This window comes from Streptomyces sp. NPDC005791 (assembly GCF_042871485.1).
In the GTDB taxonomy this organism is placed as follows: domain Bacteria; phylum Actinomycetota; class Actinomycetes; order Streptomycetales; family Streptomycetaceae; genus Streptomyces.
Genome location: NZ_JBIAIP010000001.1, coordinates 389,563 through 411,231, shown reverse-complemented (window position 1 = coordinate 411,231; position 21,669 = coordinate 389,563). Strand labels below are relative to the sequence as shown.

The 21,669-nt window shown below is 71.0% G+C and carries 25 protein-coding genes and 3 tRNA genes; 7 read left to right on the top strand and 21 right to left on the bottom strand.

Features of this window, described 5'->3' with window-relative positions; translation table 11 throughout:
• Nucleotides 1–78: 78 nt before the first annotated feature.
• On the top strand, nt 79–711 hold the full coding sequence (locus tag ACFYSH_RS02050) for an NAD(P)-dependent oxidoreductase (RefSeq protein ID WP_388750358.1): 633 nt from the start codon (nt 79–81) through the stop codon (nt 709–711).
• Here the strand turns inward: ACFYSH_RS02050 and ACFYSH_RS02045 are convergent.
• From ACFYSH_RS02045 to ACFYSH_RS02020, 6 genes are all read right to left on the bottom strand, one after another.
• Nucleotides 705–1,787, bottom strand: a complete 1,083-nt coding sequence (locus ACFYSH_RS02045) for a UDP-N-acetylmuramate dehydrogenase (protein ID WP_388750355.1) — start codon at nt 1,785–1,787, stop codon at nt 705–707. The genes ACFYSH_RS02050 and ACFYSH_RS02045 overlap by 7 nt on opposite strands.
• A 99-nt stretch (nt 1,788–1,886) precedes the next feature.
• Nucleotides 1,887–2,315 carry a MaoC family dehydratase gene (locus tag ACFYSH_RS02040; protein WP_359469452.1) on the bottom strand — a complete coding sequence of 143 codons (429 nt, stop codon included), beginning with the start codon at nt 2,313–2,315 and terminating at the stop codon, nt 1,887–1,889.
• Nucleotides 2,315–2,767, bottom strand: coding sequence for a MaoC family dehydratase N-terminal domain-containing protein (locus ACFYSH_RS02035; RefSeq protein WP_388750352.1), 453 nt, complete (start codon nt 2,765–2,767; stop codon nt 2,315–2,317). The genes ACFYSH_RS02040 and ACFYSH_RS02035 overlap by 1 nt, the downstream gene beginning before the upstream one ends.
• Before the next feature lie 102 nt (nt 2,768–2,869).
• Nucleotides 2,870–3,034, bottom strand: coding sequence for a 50S ribosomal protein L33 (rpmG, locus tag ACFYSH_RS02030; protein WP_003956487.1), 165 nt, complete (start codon nt 3,032–3,034; stop codon nt 2,870–2,872).
• A gap of 88 nt (nt 3,035–3,122) precedes the next feature.
• Nucleotides 3,123–3,195 (bottom strand) — tRNA-Met (locus ACFYSH_RS02025).
• Nucleotides 3,196–3,240: 45 nt separating this feature from the next.
• Nucleotides 3,241–3,313 (bottom strand) — tRNA-Thr (locus ACFYSH_RS02020).
• 297 nt (nt 3,314–3,610) lie between these two features.
• Between ACFYSH_RS02020 and ACFYSH_RS02015 the strand changes: the two genes are divergently transcribed.
• The 5 genes from ACFYSH_RS02015 (at nt 3,611) to ACFYSH_RS01995 (ending at nt 8,177) form a co-directional block, all read left to right on the top strand.
• Nucleotides 3,611–4,831, top strand: a complete 1,221-nt coding sequence (locus ACFYSH_RS02015; protein WP_359469446.1) for an amidohydrolase family protein — start codon at nt 3,611–3,613, stop codon at nt 4,829–4,831.
• A gap of 34 nt (nt 4,832–4,865) precedes the next feature.
• Nucleotides 4,866–5,522, top strand: a complete 657-nt coding sequence (locus ACFYSH_RS02010; protein ID WP_359469443.1) for an SDR family oxidoreductase — start codon at nt 4,866–4,868, stop codon at nt 5,520–5,522.
• 108 nt (nt 5,523–5,630) lie between these two features.
• Nucleotides 5,631–6,839: an MFS transporter gene (locus ACFYSH_RS02005; RefSeq protein ID WP_388750348.1), complete on the top strand. Its 1,209-nt coding sequence runs from the start codon at nt 5,631–5,633 to the stop codon at nt 6,837–6,839.
• A gap of 154 nt (nt 6,840–6,993) precedes the next feature.
• Nucleotides 6,994–7,824: a hypothetical protein gene (locus ACFYSH_RS02000; protein WP_359469437.1), complete on the top strand. Its 831-nt coding sequence runs from the start codon at nt 6,994–6,996 to the stop codon at nt 7,822–7,824.
• Entirely contained in the window at nt 7,821–8,177 is a 357-nt protein-coding gene (locus ACFYSH_RS01995) for a transcriptional regulator (RefSeq protein WP_359469434.1), read from the top strand. The genes ACFYSH_RS02000 and ACFYSH_RS01995 overlap by 4 nt, the downstream gene beginning before the upstream one ends.
• Before the next feature lie 100 nt (nt 8,178–8,277).
• Here ACFYSH_RS01995 and ACFYSH_RS01990 read toward each other — a convergent pair.
• Nucleotides 8,278–8,359, bottom strand: a tRNA-Tyr gene (locus ACFYSH_RS01990).
• Between the two features lie 165 nt (nt 8,360–8,524).
• Here ACFYSH_RS01990 and ACFYSH_RS01985 point away from each other — a divergent pair.
• The gene (locus tag ACFYSH_RS01985; RefSeq protein WP_329040019.1) at nt 8,525–9,013 is read left to right on the top strand and encodes a YajQ family cyclic di-GMP-binding protein; all 489 of its coding nucleotides are present in this window, start codon (nt 8,525–8,527) and stop codon (nt 9,011–9,013) included.
• Nucleotides 9,014–9,112: 99 nt separating this feature from the next.
• Here the strand turns inward: ACFYSH_RS01985 and ACFYSH_RS01980 are convergent, their stop codons facing one another.
• The 14 genes from ACFYSH_RS01980 to ACFYSH_RS01915 all read right to left on the bottom strand — a co-directional run bounded on the left by ACFYSH_RS01980 (nt 9,113) and on the right by ACFYSH_RS01915 (nt 21,523).
• Nucleotides 9,113–9,385, bottom strand: coding sequence for a GlsB/YeaQ/YmgE family stress response membrane protein (locus tag ACFYSH_RS01980; RefSeq protein ID WP_359469430.1), 273 nt, complete (start codon nt 9,383–9,385; stop codon nt 9,113–9,115).
• 78 nt (nt 9,386–9,463) lie between these two features.
• A complete protein-coding gene (locus tag ACFYSH_RS01975; protein WP_359469427.1) occupies nt 9,464–9,856 on the bottom strand; it encodes a YccF domain-containing protein in 393 nt (130 codons plus the stop codon).
• On the bottom strand, nt 9,853–10,716 hold the full coding sequence (htpX, locus tag ACFYSH_RS01970; protein WP_388750343.1) for a zinc metalloprotease HtpX: 864 nt from the start codon (nt 10,714–10,716) through the stop codon (nt 9,853–9,855). Before htpX ends, ACFYSH_RS01975 begins: the two co-directional genes overlap by 4 nt.
• Before the next feature lie 204 nt (nt 10,717–10,920).
• Nucleotides 10,921–11,385: a large conductance mechanosensitive channel protein MscL gene (mscL, locus tag ACFYSH_RS01965; protein WP_359469421.1), complete on the bottom strand. Its 465-nt coding sequence runs from the start codon at nt 11,383–11,385 to the stop codon at nt 10,921–10,923.
• A gap of 99 nt (nt 11,386–11,484) precedes the next feature.
• Complete coding sequence (locus tag ACFYSH_RS01960) at nt 11,485–13,020, bottom strand: NADH-quinone oxidoreductase subunit N (protein WP_359469418.1); 1,536 nt, start codon at nt 13,018–13,020, stop codon at nt 11,485–11,487.
• Nucleotides 13,017–14,567 carry an NADH-quinone oxidoreductase subunit M gene (locus ACFYSH_RS01955; protein ID WP_359469715.1) on the bottom strand — a complete coding sequence of 517 codons (1,551 nt, stop codon included), beginning with the start codon at nt 14,565–14,567 and terminating at the stop codon, nt 13,017–13,019. Before ACFYSH_RS01955 ends, ACFYSH_RS01960 begins: the two co-directional genes overlap by 4 nt.
• A gap of 27 nt (nt 14,568–14,594) precedes the next feature.
• Nucleotides 14,595–16,595 carry an NADH-quinone oxidoreductase subunit L gene (locus tag ACFYSH_RS01950; protein ID WP_359469415.1) on the bottom strand — a complete coding sequence of 667 codons (2,001 nt, stop codon included), beginning with the start codon at nt 16,593–16,595 and terminating at the stop codon, nt 14,595–14,597.
• Nucleotides 16,592–17,026, bottom strand: coding sequence for an NADH-quinone oxidoreductase subunit NuoK (gene nuoK / locus ACFYSH_RS01945; protein ID WP_359469412.1), 435 nt, complete (start codon nt 17,024–17,026; stop codon nt 16,592–16,594). The genes ACFYSH_RS01950 and nuoK overlap by 4 nt, the downstream gene beginning before the upstream one ends.
• Nucleotides 17,026–17,652 carry an NADH-quinone oxidoreductase subunit J gene (locus ACFYSH_RS01940; protein ID WP_359469409.1) on the bottom strand — a complete coding sequence of 209 codons (627 nt, stop codon included), beginning with the start codon at nt 17,650–17,652 and terminating at the stop codon, nt 17,026–17,028. The genes nuoK and ACFYSH_RS01940 overlap by 1 nt, the downstream gene beginning before the upstream one ends.
• A complete protein-coding gene (locus tag ACFYSH_RS01935) occupies nt 17,649–18,254 on the bottom strand; it encodes an NADH-quinone oxidoreductase subunit I (RefSeq protein WP_359469406.1) in 606 nt (201 codons plus the stop codon). The genes ACFYSH_RS01940 and ACFYSH_RS01935 overlap by 4 nt, the downstream gene beginning before the upstream one ends.
• Nucleotides 18,254–19,222, bottom strand: coding sequence for a complex I subunit 1 family protein (locus ACFYSH_RS01930; RefSeq protein ID WP_359469403.1), 969 nt, complete (start codon nt 19,220–19,222; stop codon nt 18,254–18,256). Before ACFYSH_RS01930 ends, ACFYSH_RS01935 begins: the two co-directional genes overlap by 1 nt.
• Nucleotides 19,219–20,499 carry an NADH-quinone oxidoreductase subunit C gene (locus ACFYSH_RS01925; protein WP_388750337.1) on the bottom strand — a complete coding sequence of 427 codons (1,281 nt, stop codon included), beginning with the start codon at nt 20,497–20,499 and terminating at the stop codon, nt 19,219–19,221. The genes ACFYSH_RS01930 and ACFYSH_RS01925 overlap by 4 nt, the downstream gene beginning before the upstream one ends.
• The gene (locus ACFYSH_RS01920; RefSeq protein ID WP_359469397.1) at nt 20,496–21,131 is read right to left on the bottom strand and encodes an NADH-quinone oxidoreductase subunit B family protein; all 636 of its coding nucleotides are present in this window, start codon (nt 21,129–21,131) and stop codon (nt 20,496–20,498) included. The genes ACFYSH_RS01925 and ACFYSH_RS01920 overlap by 4 nt, the downstream gene beginning before the upstream one ends.
• Nucleotides 21,122–21,523: an NADH-quinone oxidoreductase subunit A gene (locus ACFYSH_RS01915; protein ID WP_359469394.1), complete on the bottom strand. Its 402-nt coding sequence runs from the start codon at nt 21,521–21,523 to the stop codon at nt 21,122–21,124. The genes ACFYSH_RS01920 and ACFYSH_RS01915 overlap by 10 nt, the downstream gene beginning before the upstream one ends.
• Between the last annotated feature and the right edge of the window lie 146 nt (nt 21,524–21,669).

Here is a 21,669-nt window from a genome sequence, read left to right as displayed (position 1 = left end):
CAAGGCTTGACGAAAAGGTGAGCGTCCACTCACCGTATGGGTAAGTGAATACTCACCCACTCAGGAGGGGCGTGCGCGATGAGGCTCACAGTGTTCGGAGCGACGGGGGCCGTCGGCCAGGAGATCGTGCGTCAGGCGATGGCAGCGGGGCACGAGGTGACCGCGGTGGTCCGCGACCCCGCCCGGCTCCCGGAGGGGCTCGGCGCGGAACCGCACACCGTCGTGCCGCTGGGCGACCCGGCCGCGGTGCGCGCGGCGGTCGCGGGACGGCACGCCGTACTCTCGGGGCTCGGGGCCCGGGGCCGGAAGGCAGGTGACGTCGCGGAGCGCCTCACCCGGCGGGTGCTGGAGGCGATGGAGGCGGAGGGGACACGGCGGCTGCTGGTCGTCAGCGCGGCGCCGGTCGGCCCGGAGCCCGCGGACGACCCGCTGCTCGACCGGACGGTCCGCAAGGTGATCGGCGCGGTCCTCAAGGAGGTGTACGCGGATTTGACGCGTATGGAGGCCGCGTTGGCCGCGAGCGCGGCGGACTGGACGTCGGTGCGGCCGCCGAAGCTGACGAACGGCCCCCTGACGGGGACGTACCGGACGGTCGTGGGCGGCACCCCGCGCAGCGGCCGGTCCATCGCGCGGGCCGACGTCGCTCACGCGATGCTGACGCTGATCGACGAGCCGGCCGCGGTGGGACAGGGCGTGGGCGTCGCCTACTGAGCCTGTGGCCCGGCGCCGGGCCACAGGCTGACGCCGACCGTCACCGGTTCGTTGACCAGCGTGACCCCGAAGGCCTCGTGGACCCCCGCGACGACCTCGCGGGCCAGGGCCAGCAGGTCGTCGGTGGTCGCGTCGCCCCGGTTGGTGAGGGCGAGTGTGTGCTTGGTGGAGATGCGCGCGGGCCCCGTGCCGTACCCCTTGGTGAAGCCCGCCCTGTCGATGAGCCAGGCGGCCGACGTCTTGACCCTGCCGTCGCCGGCGGGGAAAGCGGGGGGCGTGACGTCCGCGCCCAGGCGCTCCTGGGCGCGGACGAGGAAGGCCGCGTGCTCCGCCTCGTCAAGGATCGGGTTGGTGAAGAAGGACCCGGCCGACCAGGTGTCGTGGTCCTCCGGATCGAGGACCATCCCCTTGCCCGCCCTCAGCCGGAGGACGGTTTCGCGGGCGGCGACGGCGGGAACGCGGTCACCCTGCTCGACACCCATGACCCTGGCCGTCTCGGGGTAACGGAGGGGCGCGGACTGTCCGCCCGCGTCCTCCAGGGCGAACCGGACCCGGAGCACCACGAAACGATCGGGTTCGGCCTTGAAGCGGCTGTGGCGGTAGGAGAACGCGCAGTCCTCGTTCGGGAGGGTGACGGTCTCCCGGGTGTGCCGGTCGTAGGCGACGACCTCGGTGATGACCGAGGACACCTCCTGCCCGTACGCACCGACGTTCTGGATCGGTGTCGCTCCGGCGGACCCGGGGATCCCGGCGAGGCACTCGATACCGGCCAGCCCCGCATCGACCGTACGGGCCACGGCGTCGGTCCAGACCTCACCGGCGGCCAGTTCGAGCGTCGTACCGGAGAGCTCGAAGCCCTTCGTCGCGATGCGCAGGGCAGTGCCGTCGAAACCCTTGTCGCCGATGACCAGGTTGGAACCGCCGCCGATGACCAGGAGCGGGGTTCCGCTGTCGTCGGCCTCGCGTACGGCGGCGATCACCTCCGCGTCGGTGGTGGCCGTCAGGAGGCGATCGGCCGGGCCGCCGAGCCGGAAGGTGGTCAGGGGGGCGAGGGGGGCGTCGTGGAGTTCCAGCACGGGGACAAGAGTACGGCCCGTGGCCGCACCGCTCGGGCGGGGCCACGGACCGGGGTCCTGCGGGCGGCGCGACGTGCGCTCCGCCGTGGGCGCCGCGCCTCAGGCGAGGCGGACGACCGCGCGGGACATGCCCAGCACCTTCTTGCCGTCGCTCATCGCGACCAGGTCGACCCGGACGAGGTTGTCGTCCAGCTTGGCGGCCACCTTGCCGCTGACCTCGATCAGCGCGCCGGTGTCGTCGTTCGGTACGACGACCGGCTTGGTGAAACGCACCCCGTACTCGACGACCGCACCCGGGTCGCCTGCCCAGTCCGTGACCACACGGATCGCCTCGGCCATGGTGAACATGCCGTGCGCGATCACGTCCGGCAGGCCGACCTCGCGCGCGAACTTCTCGTTCCAGTGGATCGGGTTGAAATCGCCGGACGCGCCCGCGTACTGCACCAGCGTCGCCCGCGTCACCGGGAACGACTGCGCCGGCAGTTCCGTACCGACCTCGACAGCCCCGTAAGCAATGCTCGCCGTCATCACGCCTCCTCGGCGGCCCGCGCCACCAGCTTCGTCCACGCGGTCACGACGTGCTCACCGGACTCGTCGTGCACCTCGCCGCGGATGTCCACGATGTCGTTGCCCGCCATCGACTTGATGCCCTCGATGGTCGAGGTGACCGTCAGCCGGTCCCCCGCCCGGACGGGGCGCGCGTAGGCGAACTTCTGGTCGCCGTGCACCACACGGCTGTAGTCCAGGCCCAACTGCGGGTCCTGGATCACCTGGCCGGCCGCCCGGAAGGTGATCGAGAAGACGAACGTCGGCGGAGCGATCACATCCGCGTGCCCCAGCGCCTTGGCGGCCTCCGGGTCCACGTACGCCGGGTTGGTGTCACCCACCGCCTCCGCGAACTCCCGGATCTTCTCCCGGCCGACCTCGTACGCCGGGGTGGGCGGATAGGTCCGCCCCACGAAGGACTGGTCGAGCGCCATGAGCCCGGTACCTCCTGGTGAAAAGTCGAATAGGGCGAGGGACAACCCCTACAACGACACGAGGCCGCCCCCAACGGGGGCGGCCTCGTGTACGAGCCTGATTCAGCGCGTTTCGCGGTGCGCGGTGTGCGAGTTGCAGCGCGGGCAATGCTTCTTCATCTCAAGACGGTCCGGGTTGTTACGCCGGTTCTTCTTGGTGATGTAGTTCCGCTCCTTGCACTCCACGCAGGCCAGCGTGATCTTCGGGCGGACGTCGGTGGCAGCCACGTGAGTGCTCCTTGGACGGACGATGGACGGATGAACGCAAAAAAGAGTAGCCGATCGAAGGACCGACCCCACAATCGGCTACCGTTAGTAGCGGTGACCGGACTTGAACCGGTGACACAGCGATTATGAGCCGCTTGCTCTACCGACTGAGCTACACCGCTTTGATGCCGAGTTTCCCCGCCGAAGCGGGGTCACCCGATCACCAGAGCCCCAATGCGGAATCGAACCGCAGACCTTCTCCTTACCATGGAGACGCTCTACCGACTGAGCTATTGGGGCGAGCGAGGAAGACATTACACGGTCTGCCGCCGATCGCCCAAATCCGTTTCCGTCGCCCCCGCCGGACCCTCTCCCGGCCCCCTGGCCGACCCTGCCGCCACCTCCCTGATCAGGGCCTTTGATCAACTCGTACGCCTTCCCGTCGGACCGCCTCGCGGACCCCTCGGACGCCCTCCGCGCACCGCCCCACAAGGCCACATTCGTACGACTGACACGCCCTTCCCGGATGCGGCCCGAACCCCCGCCTAGGCTCGGGCGCACTCTGTGTGTTGCCGCATTCCTCCCAGGAGGGGCGTGATGCCCGAAGGCCCGGACGACGCGCCCCCGCTGCTCCTCAGCGGGGCGCGGCTCGCCGACGGGCGCACCGTCGACGTACGGATCGGCGGCCCGGCCATCGAGGCGGTCGGCACCGCGGGCAGCCTCGCCACCCGGGGGACGCGTCTGGACCTGCGCGGCTACCTCCTGCTGCCCGCCCCCGCCGAGCCCCACGCCCACGCCGACACGGCCCTCACCGCCACGGCGACAGGCCCGCCGTCCTACCGGCCCGAGGACGTACGGCGCCGCGCGGTCGAGGCCGCGCTGCTCCAGCTCAGCCACGGGGCGACCGCACTGCGCGCCCACGTGAGGGTCGGCGGCGCACACGGCCTCGGCGCCCTGGAAGGTGTCCTGGCGGCACGGCGCTCCCTGCGCGGGTTCACCGACCTGACGGCCGTCGCCGTACCCCGGCTCCTCACCGGCGTCGCGGGCGCGGACGGCCTCGCCACGCTCCGGGACGCCCTGGAGATGGGCGCGGGCGTGATCGGCGGCCACCCCGGCCTCGACCCCGATCCGGCCGGCTGGACCGCGGCGGCCCTGGATCTCGCCGCCACCCACGACAGGCCCCTGGACCTGCACACGGACGGTGACGACCCCGACCGTCTCGCGCGCCTGGCCGCGATGGCCGACGGGCTCCACCAGGCCGTCTGCCTCAGCCCCTGTGCGGGCCTCTCACGGCTGCCCGCCGACGAGGTGGCCCGCACCGCCGACCGGCTCGCCGCCGCCGCTGTGACCGTGGTCTGCCTCCCCCAGGGCGGCTGCTCCGGCACGCGCCGCCGCGGAACACCTCCCGTAAGGCTGCTGCGTGCCGCCGGGGTGCGGGTCGCGGCGGGGAGCGGCGCCCTGCGCGACCGCTTCGACCCCGTCGGTCGCGGCGACCCACTGGAGGCGGCGTACCTGCTGGCCTCGCAGCAGGGCCTCAGCCCCGAACAGGCCTACGACGCCGTCTCCGGCGCCGCCAGGGCGGCCCTGGGTCTGCCCGGGGTGCGCGTCGAGGCCGGCTTCCCGGCCGAGCTGCTCGCCGTGCGCGGGGACGGGCTGGCCGGGGCGCTCTCGCTCGCGTACAGCAGGATCGTGGTGCACCGGGGACGCGTGGTGGCCCGCACCAGCGCCGTACGCGAGTACCGCGACTCCGGGGCAGCCGCCGCCCTCGGCCTTCCGCATCAGGGACGCCCCGATTCCGGTTCCGGCGGCGGGCCTTGAGCGCGAGCGCGCCCCGCGGCGTACGGTCGGGACCATGCGCATTGTCATTGCAGGTGGACATGGTCAGATCGCGCTGCGGCTCGAGCGGCTGCTCGCCGCGCGCGGTGACGAAGCGGTGGGCGTCATCCGCAACCCGCAGCAGAGTGCGGACCTGAGGGAGGCAGGGGCGGAGCCCGTCGTGCTCGACCTCGAGTCGGCGTCCGTCGAGGCGGCGGCGGACGTTCTGCGAGGGGCGGACGCGGCGGTCTTCGCGGCAGGAGCAGGCCCGAACAGCGGCTCGGCGCGGAAGGACACGGTGGACCGCGGAGCGGCCGTGCTCTTCGCGGACGCGGCGGAACAGGCGGGAGTGCGGCGCTACGTCGTGGTGTCCTCCATGGGCGCCGACCCCGACCACGCGGGCGACGAGGTCTTCGACGTCTACCAGCGGGCCAAGGGCGAGGCGGACGCCGACGTACGCGCGAGGACCGGGCTGGACTGGACGATCCTGCGCCCCGGGATGCTGACGAACGACGCCGGTACCGGCCAGGTCCTGCTCACCGCCTCGACGGGCCGGGGCCCGGTCCCCCGGGACGACGTGGCAGCGGTGCTGCTGGAACTGCTGGACACCCCGGCGACGGCAGGCCTGACGCTGGAGCTGATCAGCGGGGCCAAGCCGGTGGCCGTCGCGGTGAAGGACATCGCGGGGAACTGAGGCCTGCGCCGCTCCGTCGCACGCCCGTACGTCCTCGCCTTTCCGCCCGCGTGGAGAGGTGCGAGGCGTTCGGACGTGCCGGAGCCTCCTGGGGATAGCGTCGGCCGCATGGACGGTGTCCTTGATCGCCGAGGCTGGCTCCCCTGTTACCTCAGCGGGGCGGTGTTCGCCGTGTGCATGGCGGGAACCACCTTGCCGACCCCCCTCTACGGCCTCTACCAGGAGAAGTTCGGGTTCTCCGAGCTGACGGTGACCGTGGTGTACGCCGTGTACGCCTTCGGCGTCATCGGGGTGCTCCTGCTGGCGGGCGACGCCTCCGACGCGGTGGGCCGCCGCCCCGTGCTGCTGTGGGGCCTGGGCTGCGCTGCGGCGAGCGCGGCCTGCTTCCTGTGCGCCACGGCTCTGGGCTGGCTGTACGCGGGACGGCTGTTGTCGGGCCTCTCTGCGGGGCTGTTCACCGGGGCGGCCACCGCGTACGTCATGGAGCTGGCGCCCGGCAAGGGCTCCCCCAGGGCCTCGTTCGTGGCGACGGCGGCCAACATGGGCGGCCTGGGCTGCGGCCCGCTGCTCGCCGGAGTCCTCGCGCAGTACGCACCATGGCCGCTGCACCTGCCGTTCGTCGTGCACCTGGTGCTGCTGGCCGCTTCTGCGGTCCTCCTGCTGGGTCTGAAGGACACCGTGAGCGAGCGGCGGCCACTGAGCACCGTCCGCCCGCAGCGGCCCGGGCTTCCGCCCCAGGTCCGCGCGGTGTTCCGGCCGGCGGCGCTCGCCTCCTTCGTGGGATTCGCACTGTTCGGGGTGTTCACATCGGTCAGCCCGGCGTTCCTCTCCCGGTTCCTGGACGTGGAGAACCACGCCGTGAGCGGGCTGATCGTCGCGCTGGCCTTCTTCGCCTCGATCGCCGGGCAGTCGGTGGTGGGCCTGATCGGCGAGCGGCGGTCCCTGCCGCTGGGCTGCGCCGCCCTCCTCGGCGGACTGGCCCTGCTCACGGCCGCACTGTGGTGGCACCTGCTGCCCCTGATCGTGCTGAGCGCCCTCCTCGGCGGCGCGGGTCAGGGACTCGCCTTCCGGGCAGCCCTGTCCCAGGTGGCCGCGGCGTCACCCTCGGACCGACGGGCGGCGGTGATCTCGACGCTGTTCGTGGTGGCGTACGCGGGTATCTCGCTGCCGGTGATCGGCGTGGGCGTCCTCGCGGACCACATCGGCCTCCAGGACGCCGGCCTGGTCTTCATCGCCTCCATGGCCGTCCTGGTCACGTACGCGGGCGTGCACCTGGCACGGCAGTCTGCCGGGCCTGAGCACCTGAAGAGCGCCTGAGCACCTGTCGTGCGCCTGCCTCGACAAGGTGGCGGGCAACGCCTGTGGAAACTCTTGACCACAGAATACTTTGCGTCGCAAAGTAGACCCGAGGGGCGACCGTCCGGACGCCGCTTCCCTGCGCCACCGAGGCGCGACGCACCTGGGGGCTCCCGTGGGAACACCGTCGACGCACCACCCGGAACCCGGACCGAGGGCACACGCGGCCGACCTGCTGGCGGCGGCGGAAGGTCTGCGCACCAGGACCCGCGCGCAGATGAACGGCTCCTGGATCTCCCTGCTCGGCTTCGGCCTTCTCGCGCTGGTGGCCGCTCCGGTTGCCCGGTACGCCTTCAACTTCGGAGCCCACGCCCGCAGCATCGAGTCCTACCCGGCCTTCGCATACGCGGAGGTGACCGGCCTGTGCGTCGTACATGAACCGGGAACGCCGTGTCTGCAGGACGAGTTCGACGGTGCCGCCCTCCGCTTCGCGGCCTGGGGCGTGTGGTTCGCGCTCCTCCCACTGGCGTGGTTCTTCTTCGCGCGCTGGTACCGCCTGCGTGGCGAGTTGCGGGGTGTCGTCCCCCGCCGCAGCGCGTGGATCCGCACGACCGCCACAGCCACCGCGCTCATCACGGCCGCCCTGCTCGTGCTGCTGTTCGGCCGGGACCAGCCGTGGGAGGCCGTGGTGCTGGAGAACAGATACGCCTCCCCGTGGTACCTGGCCGGAATCGGGCTCGTCGCTCTCGGGGTGGCCGAACGCAGCTGGATCACCGCGGCCGCGGGCCTCGCTCACGCCTTGCTGCTCACCGGCTACCTCGGTGCCTCCTGGGGCAGCGGATGGCTCCCCTGGCAGCACCCGGCACACCCGGGGTGGACCGATGGGCCGCAGGCCAAGGCGCTGTTGCTCGCCGCCCTCCTGCTCCTCCCCGGCCTGGCCCAGTGGGCGGCAGCCCGACGCCGGGCCGCGTCCGGCACCGACAGTGGCGGTACGGTTGCCGCATGAGTGGCGAGGGCTCGGCGGCTACGGCGGATGGCCAGGAAGGACTCCATCCGACCCAGTCGCTGGACGACACCGTTCATCAACGTGTGCGACTCGGCATTCTCACCGTCGCCAGGGAAGCCGACCGGGTGGAGTTCGGCTTTCTGAAGAAGCAGCTGGCCGTCACGGACGGCAACCTCTCCCGCCACCTGCGGGTGCTGGAGGAGTCGAATCTGATCACCATGGAGAAGGGCTACGCCGGCCGGCGCCCCCGAACCTGGATCACCCTGACCCGCGAGGGCGCACAGGCACTGGACGCCGAACTCCGCGCCCTGCGCGCACTCGTCGCCCGCCTGGACGGCGCCGCCGCCTCCTGAGCAACAGGAGCGAAGGGCGCCCTCCGCGGTCACACGTGCACACATGCAGAAACCCCGCCCGACCTGCGATTAAGCAGGTCGGACGGGGTTTCTCGTCCTGTGGCGGCGCCAGGGTTCGAACCTGGGTAGGCTGAGCCGGCAGATTTACAGTCTGCTCCCTTTGGCCACTCGGGCACACCGCCTGGAACGACGCGTCGGAATCCTGTTCGGGTCTCCTTGGCGACGACGTAAACGATACCCGATGCCCAGGGGTGCTCCGCCACCTGATTGATCAGCGCCGGGCGTGCGCGGGTGTGGCTAGGCTTTGGGCCGTACCCCAACGCATACGACGCAAGGAGCCACACGTCATGGCCGACTCCAGTTTCGACATCGTCTCGAAGGTCGAGCGGCAGGAGGTCGACAACGCCCTCAACCAGGCCGCCAAGGAGATCTCCCAGCGCTACGACTTCAAGGGCACGGGTGCGTCGATCTCCTGGTCCGGCGAGAAGATCCTGATGGAGGCGAACGGCGAGGAGCGGGTCAAGGCGATCCTCGACATCTTCCAGTCCAAGCTGATCAAGCGCGGGATCTCCCTGAAGTCGCTGGACGCGGGAGAGCCGCAGCTCTCCGGCAAGGAGTACAAGATCTTCGCCACGATCGAGGAGGGCATCTCCCAGGAGAACGCCAAGAAGGTGGCGAAGATCATCCGCGATGAGGGCCCGAAGGGCGTCAAGGCACTGGTCCAGGGCGACGAGCTGCGGGTCAGCTCCAAGAGCCGGGACGACCTCCAGGCCGTACAGGCGCTGATCAAGGGCAAGGACCTCGATTTCGCGGTGCAGTTCGCCAACTACCGGTAGGCGGTTCGCTGCCGTGTGCAGCGGGTCGCGGGCGGGGCGGGGCGTGCCGGGCGGCATGGCCCGCCCCGTAGCCATGTCCGGTGGTCTGTGCGGGCGGCGTCAGCGGCGTTCGCGGGAGTTCCCGAAGAGCAGCCGGTAGGCGATCAGCAGGACGAGGGATCCGGCGACGGCCGCGACCCAGGTGGCCGTGTCGTAGAAGTCCGTGCTGATCGGGCGGTCGAGGAAGCGGGACGACAGCCAGCCGCCGAGGAAGGCGCCCACGATGCCGATGAGGGTGGTGCCGATGATGCCGCCGGGGTCGCGGCCCGGCAGGAGGAACTTGGCTATGGCTCCGGCCAGCAGCCCGAGGATGATCCAACTGATGATGCTCATGTGCGCGTACCTACCCGTCACTCGTTCCTGCAAGCCATGACGCCGGCGGGGACGGGTGCGGTTGCCTTCCGGGCGCTTTCAGCGGGTCGCGAACGGCTGGTCCGTGCGGACGATCTCCTTGCCGAAGGGCATCAGCGAGACCGGGATGAGCTTGAAGTTCGCGATGCCGAGCGGAATACCGATGATCGTCACGCACAGGGCGAGGCCGGTGAAGACGTGGCCGAGCGCGAGCCACCAGCCGGCGAGAACCACCCACAGGACGTTGCCGATCAGGGAGGCGCCTCCGGCGTCGCGCCGGTCGACGACGGTGTGGCCGAAGGGCCAGAGGGCGTACACGCCGATGCGGAACGCTGCCAGGCCGAAGGGGATGCCGATGATCGTGATGCAGAGCAGGAGCCCTGCGGCCAGGTAGCCGAGGAACATCCAGAATCCGCACAGGACCAGCCATATGACGTTCAGAATCGTCTTCACGGTCGATACCCTGCCATCTGCTCGAGTCGGGCGATGCGTTCAGCCATGGGTGGATGGGTGGAGAACATCTTGGACATGCCCTGGCCAGGCCGGAACGGGTTCGCGATCATCATGTGGCTCGCGGTCTCGATCCGCGGTTCGGGCGGGAGCGGAAGCTGTTTGGTGCCGGCTTCGAGCTTGCGCAGGGCGGACGCGAGAGCGAGCGGGTCACCGGTGAGCTGAGCCCCGGACGCGTCGGCCTGGTACTCGCGGGAACGGCTCACGGCGAGCTGGATCACGGAGGCGGCGAGCGGGCCGAGGATCATGACCAGGAGCATCCCGAGGAGCCCGGGCCCGTCGTCGTCGTCGGACCGGCCCACGGGGATGAGCCAGGCGAAGTTGACCAGGAACATGACGACCGAGGCGAGGGCACCCGCGACGGACGAGATGAGGATGTCCCGGTTGTAGACATGGCTCAGCTCATGGCCGAGGACGCCGCGCAGCTCCCGCTCGTCGAGGATCTGCAGGATGCCCTCGGTGCAGCACACTGCGGCGTTGCGGGGGTTGCGGCCGGTGGCGAAGGCGTTGGGTGCCTGCGTCGGGGAGATGTACAGCCGGGGCATGGGCTGGCGTGCCGCGGTCGAGAGCTCGCGGACAGTGCGGTAGAGCTGCGGCGCCTCGAACTCGCTGACCGGGCGTGCCCTCATGGCACGCAGGGCGAGCTTGTCACTGTTCCAGTACGCGTAGGCGTTGGTGGCGAGCGCGACGAGGACGGCCACGATGAGGCCGGTCTGTCCGAAGAGGCTGCCGATGACGATGATGAGGGCCGAGAGGCCCCCGAGGAGTACTGCGGTTCTCAGCCCGTTGTGCCGGCGGTGCACGGTACGCCCTCCAAGTGGTGCGGCAGGGGAACCCTTGCTCGTGGTGCTCCACTCCCCAGTGGAACTTCCCGTATTGGTCAACGCGAGGCGGAGGGAGCTAGTTCCCTTGTGCGAGGTGGCCGGGGCACAGGCAGCAGGGGCGGATCCGGGTGGATCCGCCCCTGGGCCGTACGGGTGGGCGTGTCCGCGGGCGAGCGGCAGCGGTCAGCGCTGAGCGGGGAGTCCCGCGAGTGCGCGGGCTTCCGGGTCCGGCTCGACATCACTGGTGCAGTGGGCGCAGCGGGTGGCGATGGCGGGGATCTCGGTGTAGCAGCGCGGGCAGTCGCGGAGGGCGGCCTTGATGTTCGCCTTCTGCTCCTCCTCCTTGGCCGTGAAGCGGTTCTGGACCTTGGCCATGGGGAGGACGACCAGGAAGTAGAGGACGGCGGCGGTGATGAGGAAGGCGATGGCGGCGCTGATGAAGAGGCCGTAAGGGAACGTCACGCCGTCGACGCTGAACGAGGCCTTGCCGAAGTCGCCGGTGCCGCGGGTGAAGAGGCCGATCAGCGGCACGATGAACGCGTTGCTGAAGCCGGTGACGACGGCGGTGAAGGCCGCTCCCACTGCGAGGCCGATGGCCATGGAGATGACGTTCCCGCGCAGGATGAAGTCTTTGAACCCGTTCAGCACCGCTTTGTCTCCTCTTTGTCGCTCTTGCGTGTTTTACGTGATGTGTGCACGCATGACCATGCCCTGTGCGTGGCCGCACGGGCAAGTCGGCCGGAGCCGTCAGAAGAGGCTGACCGCGGCGAACCTGAGGATGAGCTGGGGCGCGGCGGAGAGTGTGATTCCGGCTACTGCGGTGAGGGTGATCGCCCAGGTGAGAGGAGCCGGAACCCGGTGTTGGGGTGCGGTGGGCGTTTCCTCGGCGCCTTGGGGCGTCCCGGGGGCCTGGAAGAGGGCGGCTGTCCACCGGAGGTAGTAGTACAGCGCGATCACCACGTTGACGGCCATGACGACGGCCAGCCAGCCGAGGCCGGCGTCGACGGCCGAGGAGAAGACCGTGACCTTGGCGAAGAGACCGATGATGCCGGGCGGCAGGCCCGCCAGGCAGAGCAGGAAGAAGCCCAGGGCGAGCGCGGCCAGGGGGCGGGTGGCGTACAGGCCACGGTAGTCACCGAGCCGGTTGCCGGGGTGGCTGCGGGCCACGAGAGCGGCTACCGCGAAGGCTCCGAGGTTCACCACGGCGTACATCAGCGCGTAGGCGACGGTGGAGCCGATCTGGTCGTCGCTGGAGTACGCGGCGGCGGCGATCGGGACGAGGAGGTAGCCCGCCTGCCCGACGGACGACCAGGCGAGGAGGCGTACGGCGCTGCGGGCGCGGGTGGCGGTCTGCCGGAGTGCGGCGAGGTTGCCGATGGTCATGGTGAGCGCGGCGAGCACGGCCAGGGCGGGGCCCCAGACGTCGGCGTACGACGGGAAGCCGATCACCGTGACGAGGACGAGGCCGGAGAAGCCGACGGCCTTGCCGACGACGGAGAGGTAGGCGGCGACGGGGAGGGGGGCTCCCACATAGGTGTCGGGGACCCAGAAGTGGAACGGTGCGGCGGCCGTCTTGAAGGCGAAGCCCACGAGGGTGAGGACCACGCCGGCCTCGGCGAGGATCGCGAACCTGGCCGGTACGTCGTCGAGACGGGCGGCGATCTCCGTGAGGTGCATGGTGCCGGTGGTCGCGTAGACGAAGCTGACACCCAGGAGCATGACGGCGGTGGCGACGACGGAGGAGAGGAAGAACTTCAGGGCCGCTTCGGAGGAGCGACGGTCACCGCGCTTGATGCCGACGAGGGCGAACGCGGGGAGCGAGGCGACTTCGAGGGCGACGACGAGGGTGGCGAGGTCCCGGGCCGCGGGCAGCAGTGCGGCGCCCGCTGCGGAGGACAGCAGCAGGAACCAGAACTCGCCCGCTGGGAGCTTGCGGGTGTCGCCGATCGACAGCAGTGCGGTGAGCAGGGCGCCGCCGAGCACGAGGGCCTGGATGACGAGGGCGAAGTGGTCGGCGGTGTAGCTGCACGCCTGGGTCCCGCCGGTGAGGCAGAAGGTGGAGCGGTCCCCGGCACGCAGCGGGACGAGCACGGCGAGCGCGGCGACGAGCCCGGCGACGGCTCCGTAGCCGAGGAGCGGCTTGCGCCGTTCGCTGACGAACAGGTCGGCGACGAGGACGAGCAGGGCCACGGACGCCGCGATGACGGGCGGTGCGATCGCGAGCCAGTCGACGGACTGGACGAGGCTTGCCGCCCCGGTTGCGCTGTCGGCTGCCACGGTCACGACTTGCCTCCTGCGAGGAGCTTCTGCACGGCCGGGTCGGTGAGGCCGAGGAGGACGGCGGGCCAGAGTCCGGCGAGGACGGTCAGGGCGGCGAGCGGCGTCCAGGCGGCCAATTCGTGGCGCTGGATGTCGGCGACCGGGTGCGGCTGCTCACGGTGCTCGCCCATGCAGACGCGGCGTACGACGATCAGCATGTACGCGGCGGTGAGCAGGGTACCGAGAGCGCCGATGGACATGAAGGTGAGGAAGGCGGGGCGGCTGAGCCCTTCGGCGGGGTCGAAGGCGCCGAACAGGGTGAGCATCTCGCCCCAGAACCCGGCGAGGCCCGGGAGCCCGAGCGAGGCGACGGCGGCGAAGGCGAGGAGGCCGCCGAGCCGGGGGGCGCGGCCGTACAGGGCGGCCCCGGTGGCGCCGGCGAGGGTGTCGAGGTCGGCCGTGCCGTAGCGGTCCTTGATGGCTCCGACCAGGAAGAACAGCAGACCGGTGATGAGGCCGTGGGCGATGTTGGCGAAGAGCGCGCCGTTCACACCCGTGGGCGTCATGGTCGCGATCCCGAGCAGCACGAAGCCCATGTGGCCCACGGAGGAGTAGGCGATCAGCCGCTTGAGGTCGCCCTTGGCGCCGGGACGGGCCAGGGCGAGGCAGGCGAGGGAGCCGTAGATGATCCCGACGACGGCGAACGCCGCGAGATACGGCGCGAAGGTCTGCATTCCCTCGGGTGCGACGGGGAGCAGGATGCGGACGAATCCGTACGTACCCATCTTCAGCAGTACGCCGGCGAGGAGGACGGAGCCGACGGTGGGTGCCGCGGTGTGGGCGTCGGGCAGCCAGCTGTGCAGGGGCCACATCGGGGTCTTCACGGCCAGCCCGATCCCGACGGCCAGTACGGCGATGACCTGCACGGATGTGGTGAGGCCGCGGCCGTTGTCAGAGGCGAGTGCCACCATGTCGAATGTGCCGCTCTTCAGTCCGATGAGGAGCAGCCCCAGCAGCATGATCACGGAGCCGAGCAGCGTGTAGAGGATGAACTTCCAGGCGGCGGGCTGCTTCCTGTCGCCGCCCCAGCGGGCGATGAGGAAGTACATCGGGATGAGGACCATCTCGAAGGCCAGGAAGAACAGCAGCAGGTCGAGGACGGCGAAGGTCGCGAGGGTGCCGGACTCGAGGACGAGGACCAGGGCGACGAAGGCCTTCGGGGAGGGGCCTGCGGGAGGCTTGAAGTAGCTGTGGAGCGCGCAGAGAAAGGTCAGCAGCGCGGTCAGCACGAGAAGGGGGAGCGAGATGCCGTCGGTACCGAGGTGGATCCGGACGTCCAGTGCCGGGATCCAGCTGATGTCCGTGGTGGCCTGCATCTTCGACGGGTGGTCGTGGTCGAAGCCCGCGGCCAGGACGAGCGCGGCGAGGAGCACGGCGCCGGTGACCGTCACACCGTGGCGGAGCACGGCCTGGTCGGCGTTCCTGCCCTTGAGCCCGGGCGGGGCCGGCAGGAGCGCGGCGGCCGCGCCGAGGAGCGGGGCGACGACGATGAACGCCAGAAGGAACTGCATCACGGATGCGCTGATATCGAACACGGTTCACGCCCCGGCGTAGACGTTGGCAAAGACGACGGCGGCGATCGCCAGGACAAGGGTTCCGGCGAGCAGCGCGCCGAGGTAGGTCTGCACGTTGCCGGTCTGGGCGCGGCGGATCAGGGTGCCGAGTCCGCGGGCCAGGGAGCCCGAGCCGTGTACGTAGGTGTCGACGACCTCGCGGTCCAGGAAGCGGACGAGGCCTGCGGCGGCCCGCACGGGGCGGACGAACAGCGCCGTGTACAGCGCGTCGAGGTGGAAGCCGGTGACGGCGTGGCGGTGCAGCGGCCCCAGCAGGAGCCGGCCGGGGTCCGAGGGGTCCGTGGCGCCCGCGATGGTGCCGTACACCGCGGTGTGCGAGGCCATGGCCTCGGCCTCCACCAGCGCGGGTTCGGCACCGGGGTGGGCGACGACCGCACCGACCGGGGGACGGCCGGCGAGCGCCGTGGTGTGGCGCCACGCGCCGTAGGTGACGAGCCCGCCGACGAGTCCGACGCCGGTGGAGAGGACGGCGGTCATGAGGGAGGGGGTGAGGCTGTGTCCGTCGAACCAGTCGGTGAGGGCGCCGGCGGTGAGCCCGAAGGCGATCGTGGGGACGGCGAGGACCCAGAGGACGGAGGTCATCGCGACGGGCTGCCGGCCGTGGTCGGGGGTCTGCGGGCCGCGCCCGCGGAAGGCGAGGAGCCATAGCCGCGTGGCGTAGGCGGCGGTGAGGACCGCGGCGGCGAGCCCGGCCACGAGGATCGTCCAGCCGGCCGCCGCCGGGGCGACGTCGCGGTCTCCGAAGGCGGTGTGCTCGGCGGCGACGAGGACGGCTTCCTTGGAGAAGAAACCGGCGAACGGGGGGATGGCGGCGAGCGCGAGCAGGGCGACGGTCATCGTCCAGTAGGCGTCGGGGATGCGCTTGGTCAGCCCGCCCATGCGGGACATGGCGGCCAGCGAGTTGGTGCCCGCCGCATGGATGACGACGCCCGCCGCGAGGAAGAGGACGGCCTTGAACGCACCGTGCGACAGGAGGTGGAAGACAGCTGCCCCGCGGTCACCGACGGCCAGGGCGCCGGACATGTAACCGAGCTGCCCGATGGTCGAGTAGGCGAGGACGCGCTTGATGTCGTCCTGTGCGAGTGCGGCGAGCCCGGAGCCGATCATCGTGACGGCCGCCATCACGGCGAGGACGACGAGGGCTGCGCCGGAGGCGGCGAAGACGGGGATGAGCCGGGCCACGAAGTAGATGCCGGCGGCGACCATCGTCGCGGCGTGGATGAGCGCGGAGACGGGGGTGGGGCCGGCCATCGCGTCGGGCAGCCAGGTGTGCAGGGGGAACTGCGCGGACTTGCCCGCGACGCCGGCGAGGAGCAGCAGAGCGATGAGGGTGGGGTGGTCGAGACCGCCGTTGTTCACGGCGGCCAGGATTCCCGTGATGCGGAAGGTGCCGGTGTCGGCGGCGAGCGCGAACAGGCCGATGAGGAAGGGCACGTCGCCGAGCTTGGTGACGAGGAATGCCTTGAGGGAGGCGGCGCGCGCCTCGGGTGTCTCCCAGTAGTGGCCGACGAGGAAGTAGGAGCAGATGCCCATGATCTCCCAGCCGACCAGGAGCACCATCAGGTCGCCGGAGTAGACGACGAGCAGCATCGCGGAGGTGAAGAGGGAGACGAGGGCCGCGTACGAGGGGTAGCGGGCGTCGTCCTTGAGGTACGCCGTCGAGTAGATCTGCACACAGGTGGCGACAAGGCCGACGAGGACGGCGACGAGGACGGCGAAGCCGTCCAGGTGCAGGGCCAGGTCGATGGGGACCGAGCCGGTGGGGGTCAGCTGGGTCGCGGCGTCGACGGGCCTGCCGCCGCCCTGGCGTACGGCGACGACGACGGCGAGGACGGCGGCGAGGAGCGTCGGCAGGACGGCGAGGGGACGGACGAAGCCGGGCGCGGTCCGGCCCAGGAACAGTCCTGCGGCGGCGCCCAGGAAGGGCAGGAGGGGGACGAGGGCAGCGAGGGTCGTGGTGGTCACGCGGTGGCCTCTGCCTTCTTTGCCTTCCCTGCCGGAGCAGTGGCCTGATCTGCGGTGGTGCCCTGGGCGGCGTCGTCGGCGTCGGTGTGGTCGTCGGCGTCACCGGGGAGTGTTTCGGCGTCGTCGGTCTCCGCGGTGTCGCGGAGCCGGTCGACGTCCGAGCTGCCGCGGTTGCGGTAGACGGCCAGGACGATGGCGAGGCCGATGCCGATCTCGGCTGCGGCGATGGCGATCGTGAAGAGGGTGAGGGCCTGGCCGGCGTGGAGGGCGTCGCGGAGCCAGACGTCGAAGGCGACCAGGTTGAGGTTGACGGCGTTGAGCATGAGCTCGACGGACATCAGGACGAGGATCGCGTTGCGGCGGGCGAGTACCCCGTACAGCCCGACGCAGAAGAGGAGGACGGCCAGGACGGCGGGATAGGCGAGGTGCATCAGCTCTTGTCCTCCCGGTTCGCGACGGGGCGGTCCGCTCGGTCGCTCTGCCGGCCCTTGCCGTCCGGCCGGGCCTCGCCGTTCTGCCGGCCCTTGCGGGACAGGACGATCGCGCCCACGAGAGCGGCCAGCAGGAGCACGGAGAGGGCCTCGAAGGGGAGGACCCAGTGCCGGAAGAGGAACTCTCCGGACGCTTTGGTGGAGCCCTGGGCCGGGCCGTCCAGATCGATCCAGGTCGTACGGAAGGCGTCCACGACGACCCAGACGAGGGTCGCTGCCGAGGCCACGGCAGCGCCGAGGGCGACCCAGCGGTTGCCCGAGTCGGCATCCGCGGAACGGCCGATGGGGGCCCTGGTGAGCATCAGCCCGAAGAGGAGGAGGACCACGACGGAACCGACGTAGATGAGGACCTGCACCCACGCGATGAACTCGGCCGTGAGCAGGAGGTACTCCACCGCGATGCCGCCGAGCGCCACGACGAGCCAGAGGGCCGCGTGCACGAGCTGCTTGGTCGTGACGGTGATCAGTGCGGCGCCGAGGGTGGCGAGTCCGACCAGGAGGAAGGCGATCTCGACGCCGGTCGGTGAGAGGAAGCCGGGATGTCCGGCAGTGGCCGCGAGGGTCACTCCTGCCCCTCCTGTTCTGATGCCTGGGGCGACTGGGCTTCCTGCGCCGGCGACTCGGCTGCCTGGGCCTCCTGCGCTGCCTGTGCCTGGAGCTTGTCGGCCGTCTTGCGTGCGGCGGCGATCTCCTTGGGCTCCTCGGCTCCGGGGTCGAGCGCGGGCGGCTCAGGAACGGTCCACATCCACTCGCGGAGCTTGTCCCGCTCGTGGGTGAGTTCGTGGATGTCCGTCTCCGCGTACTCGAACTCGGGCGACCAGAACAGCGCGTCGAAAGGACAGACCTCGATGCAGATACCGCAGTACATGCACAGGGCGAAGTCGATCGCGAAGCGGTCCAGGACGTTGCGGCTGCGCTCACGGCCACCGGGGGCGGCCGCCGGCACCGTCTCCTTGTGGGAGTCGATGTAGATGCACCAGTCGGGGCATTCACGGGCGCAGAGCATGCAGACCGTGCAGTTCTCCTCGAAGAGCCCGATGACGCCCCGGGTGCGGGGCGGGAGTTCGGGCTGGACATCCGGGTACTGCGCGGTGACCGTGCGCTTCGTCATGGTCCGCAGGGTGACGGCGAGACCCTTGGCCAGGCCTGAGCCGGGGATCGGGGGCACTAGTCGATCGCCACCTTCACGATGCCGGTGAGCGCGATCTGCGCGAGAGCGAGGGGGATGAGCGTGGTCCAGGCGAGCTTCTGCAGCTGGTCCTCGCGCAGGCGGGGGTAGGTGACCCGGAGCCAGATGACGACGAACGCGAGGACGCCGGTCTTGAGCAGGGTCCAGACCCAGCCGAGCCCGTCGGCGCCGAGCGGTCCGTGCCATCCGCCGAGGAACAGGACGGTCGTCAGGCCGCACAGGACGACGATTCCGGCGTACTCGGCCAGCAGGAACAGGGCGAAGCGGAGACCCGTGTACTCGGTGTACGCACCGAAGATGATCTCCGAGTCGGCGACCGGCATGTCGAAGGGCGGGCGCTGCAGTTCGGCGAGCCCCGCGACGAAGAAGACCAGGGCGCCGACGATCTGCCAGGGCAGCCACCACCACTCGAAGGCGTTGAGGATGCCGGGGAGCGAGACGGTACCGGCGGCCATGGCCACGGAGGCCGCGGCGAGGAGCATCGGCAGTTCGTACGCGAGCAGCTGCGCGGCGGTGCGGAGACCGCCGAGGAGGGAGTACTTGTTGGCCGAGGCCCAGCCGGCCATCAGCGAGCCGAGCACGCCGACGCCCATGACGGCGAGCGCGAAGAAGACGCCGGCGTCGACGACCTGCCCGACGGCTCCCTCGCCGGGGCCGATCGGGATGACGAGGATCACGAGGAGGTACGGGAGCAGGGCGACGGCGGGGGCCAGCTGGAAGATGCGGCGGTCCGCGTCGGCCGGGACGACGTCCTCCTTCTGTGCGAACTTCACCCCGTCCGCGACGAGCTGGGCCCAGCCGTGGAAACCACCCGCGTACATCGGGCCGAGACGGCCCTGCATGTGGGCCATCACCTTGTGCTCCGCCTGCCCCACGACGAGCGGGACCACCATGAACACGGCGAAGACGATGACGAGGCGGAGGGCGACGTCGAGTACGTCGTTCACGCGGTATCGCCTCCGGCGGTTCGGTCGGGACGGTCAGGACCGGCGGTACGGTCCGTTCCGGACGAGGAGTCGGGGGCGGGGTCGGGCTCGGGATCGGGGCCGCTGTTCTCCGGGGCCGGGCCGCTGTCGGCCTCGGGGCCGGGGGTGCTGTCCGGGCCGCGGGCGGGGGCGTCCTTCGCGGAGGCCTCCGATTCCTCTGGCTCCGACGACCGCTCAGCTTCCGGCCGGGGTTCCGGCGACCGCTCGGGTTCCGGCGCCGGCGCAGGCTGCGGTCCCGGCTCGGCCTCGGGCTCAGGCGGCGCGGACTCCGACTGCTGGGGCTCCGGCGGCGCAGGCCGTTCCGGCGCCGGCTGCTTCGGCGCGTCGTCGAAGGCGGGGCGCGCGTCGTGCCAGGGCGCGTCGGCGCTGCCGGCCGCTCCTGTCGCGCGTGCCGCGTCACCGGGGTCCGTCGTACCGGCCGGAGGTGTGGGTGCCGGGCCGGTGGCCTGACTCGCCGAGCCCTGGGAGGCGCTACGGGCGCGGCGTGGCCGAGCCGCCTGCGGGGTCTCCGCCGCGTCCGGTGCGCCTGCGGCGTCCGGCGGCGTGACAGGCCGCTGCGCCGCCGAACCCTCGCTCGCGCTGCGGGCCCGGCGCGCCGGCCGGTCGCCCGCCGTGCGCGCCCCTCGGGCCGGCCGGGCCGGAGCGGGTGGCAACTGCCCCTTGAGCGGGCCCCACTCATTGGGATCGGGCACGCCGGGCGGCAGCATGGTGCGCCGCTTGGGCCCGCCGTGTTCGGACTCGCCCGGCTCCTTCGCCCCCGGCCACGCCTTGGCGACACGGGCCGCCAGGACGAAGTCCTTGCGCAGCGGGTGGCCCTCGAAGCTCTCGGGCAGCAGCAACGGGACAAGATGCGGGTGGTCCTCAAAACCGATGCCGAACATCTCGTGCGTCTCGCGCTCGTGCCAGGCCGCGCCCGCGTAGACGCCGACGGCGGTGGGCAGGGTGGGCGCCTCGTGCGGGACGGTCGTACGGAGCAGCAGGCGGCGGACCGTGCCGCCGCCGAGAGCCGCGACATGGGCGCAGACGCGGAAGCCGGTGCCAGGTTCGTCGACGGCGCTCAGCCAGTCGAAGTAGGTGCAGCCCAACGCGTCGCGGGCCGTTTCGAGAGCGGCGGTCCAGGAGGCGGCAGGGACGTCGACGGTCAGCAGGTCGTAGGCGTGCGCGGCCGTGGCGTCCGCGCCGAAGACGTCGTTGACGGCGTCGGGCAGCCGGGCGTAGGTGTCCGAGGCGGTCGTCACCGGCGCTCCTCCCCCGGCGTCTTCGGCGCTGCGACGAGACCGCTGCGCAGGGCGGCGGCCGAGGGACGGGCCGCGTCCCCGGTGGCGTACCGCTCGGCGAGCGATTCGCGGGCGATCTTCTCCTGGAGCTTGAGGATGCCCTGGAGGAGCGCCTCGGGCCGGGGCGGGCAGCCGGGCACGTACACGTCGACGGGGATGATCTGGTCGACGCCCTTCGTCACGGAGTACGAATCCCAGTACGGACCACCGCAGTTGGAGCAGGCGCCGAAGGAGATGACGTACTTCGGCTCGGGCATCTGCTCGTAGAGCCGTTTCACGGCCGGGGCCATCTTGTCCGTCACCGTGCCGGACACGACCATCAGGTCGGCCTGCCGGGGGCCGGGCGCGAACGGGATGACGCCGAGCCGGATGAAGTCGTGCCGTGCCATGGAGGCGGCGATGAACTCGATGGCGCAGCAGGCGAGTCCGAAGTTGAAGACCCAGAGGCTGTAGCGGCGGCCCCAGTTGAGGACCACCTTCATCGGTTCGGGCGCGAGCCGGGACAGCACGCCGAGCTTCTTCAGCTCGGGCAGGCGCGTCGGGTCGGGCAGCGACACGGGGGGTTCGGGGTTCGGCCGGCTCGTCACGCCCATTCGAGGACGCCCTTCTTCCATGCGTAGAGCAGTCCCACGGCCAGGAAACCGAGGAAGATGAACATCTCCACCAGCGTCGTCGCCCCGTATCCCGGAGCCGCGAACACCGTCGCCCACGGGAACAGGAAGATGGAGTCGACGGCGAAGATCACGTACAGGAAGGCGTACACGTAATAGCGCACCTGGGTGTGGGCCCAGCCCTCCCCCACGGGGTCCACGCCGCACTCGTACGTGAGGAGTTTCTCCGGCGTCGGGACCACGGGCCTCAGCAGCCGGCCGGCCCCGAAGGCGACGGCGACGAACAGCACACCCACCAGGGCGAGCAGTCCGACCACTGAGTAGCTGTGGAAGTAGTCCGACGCGAGAACGGTCGGTCCCGGCACGTCCGCCACGTCCGCCCCTCGCTCCCTCAACCTGTTCGACGGTCTGTACGCACGGGAGTCTAGGCCCTGTCAAAGCCACGGTAGGCAGCCCCGTCGCACAACGAGCGGGAGAGCGGGTGACACGCGAGGTGGGGATATCCCTACTCGGCCCCACC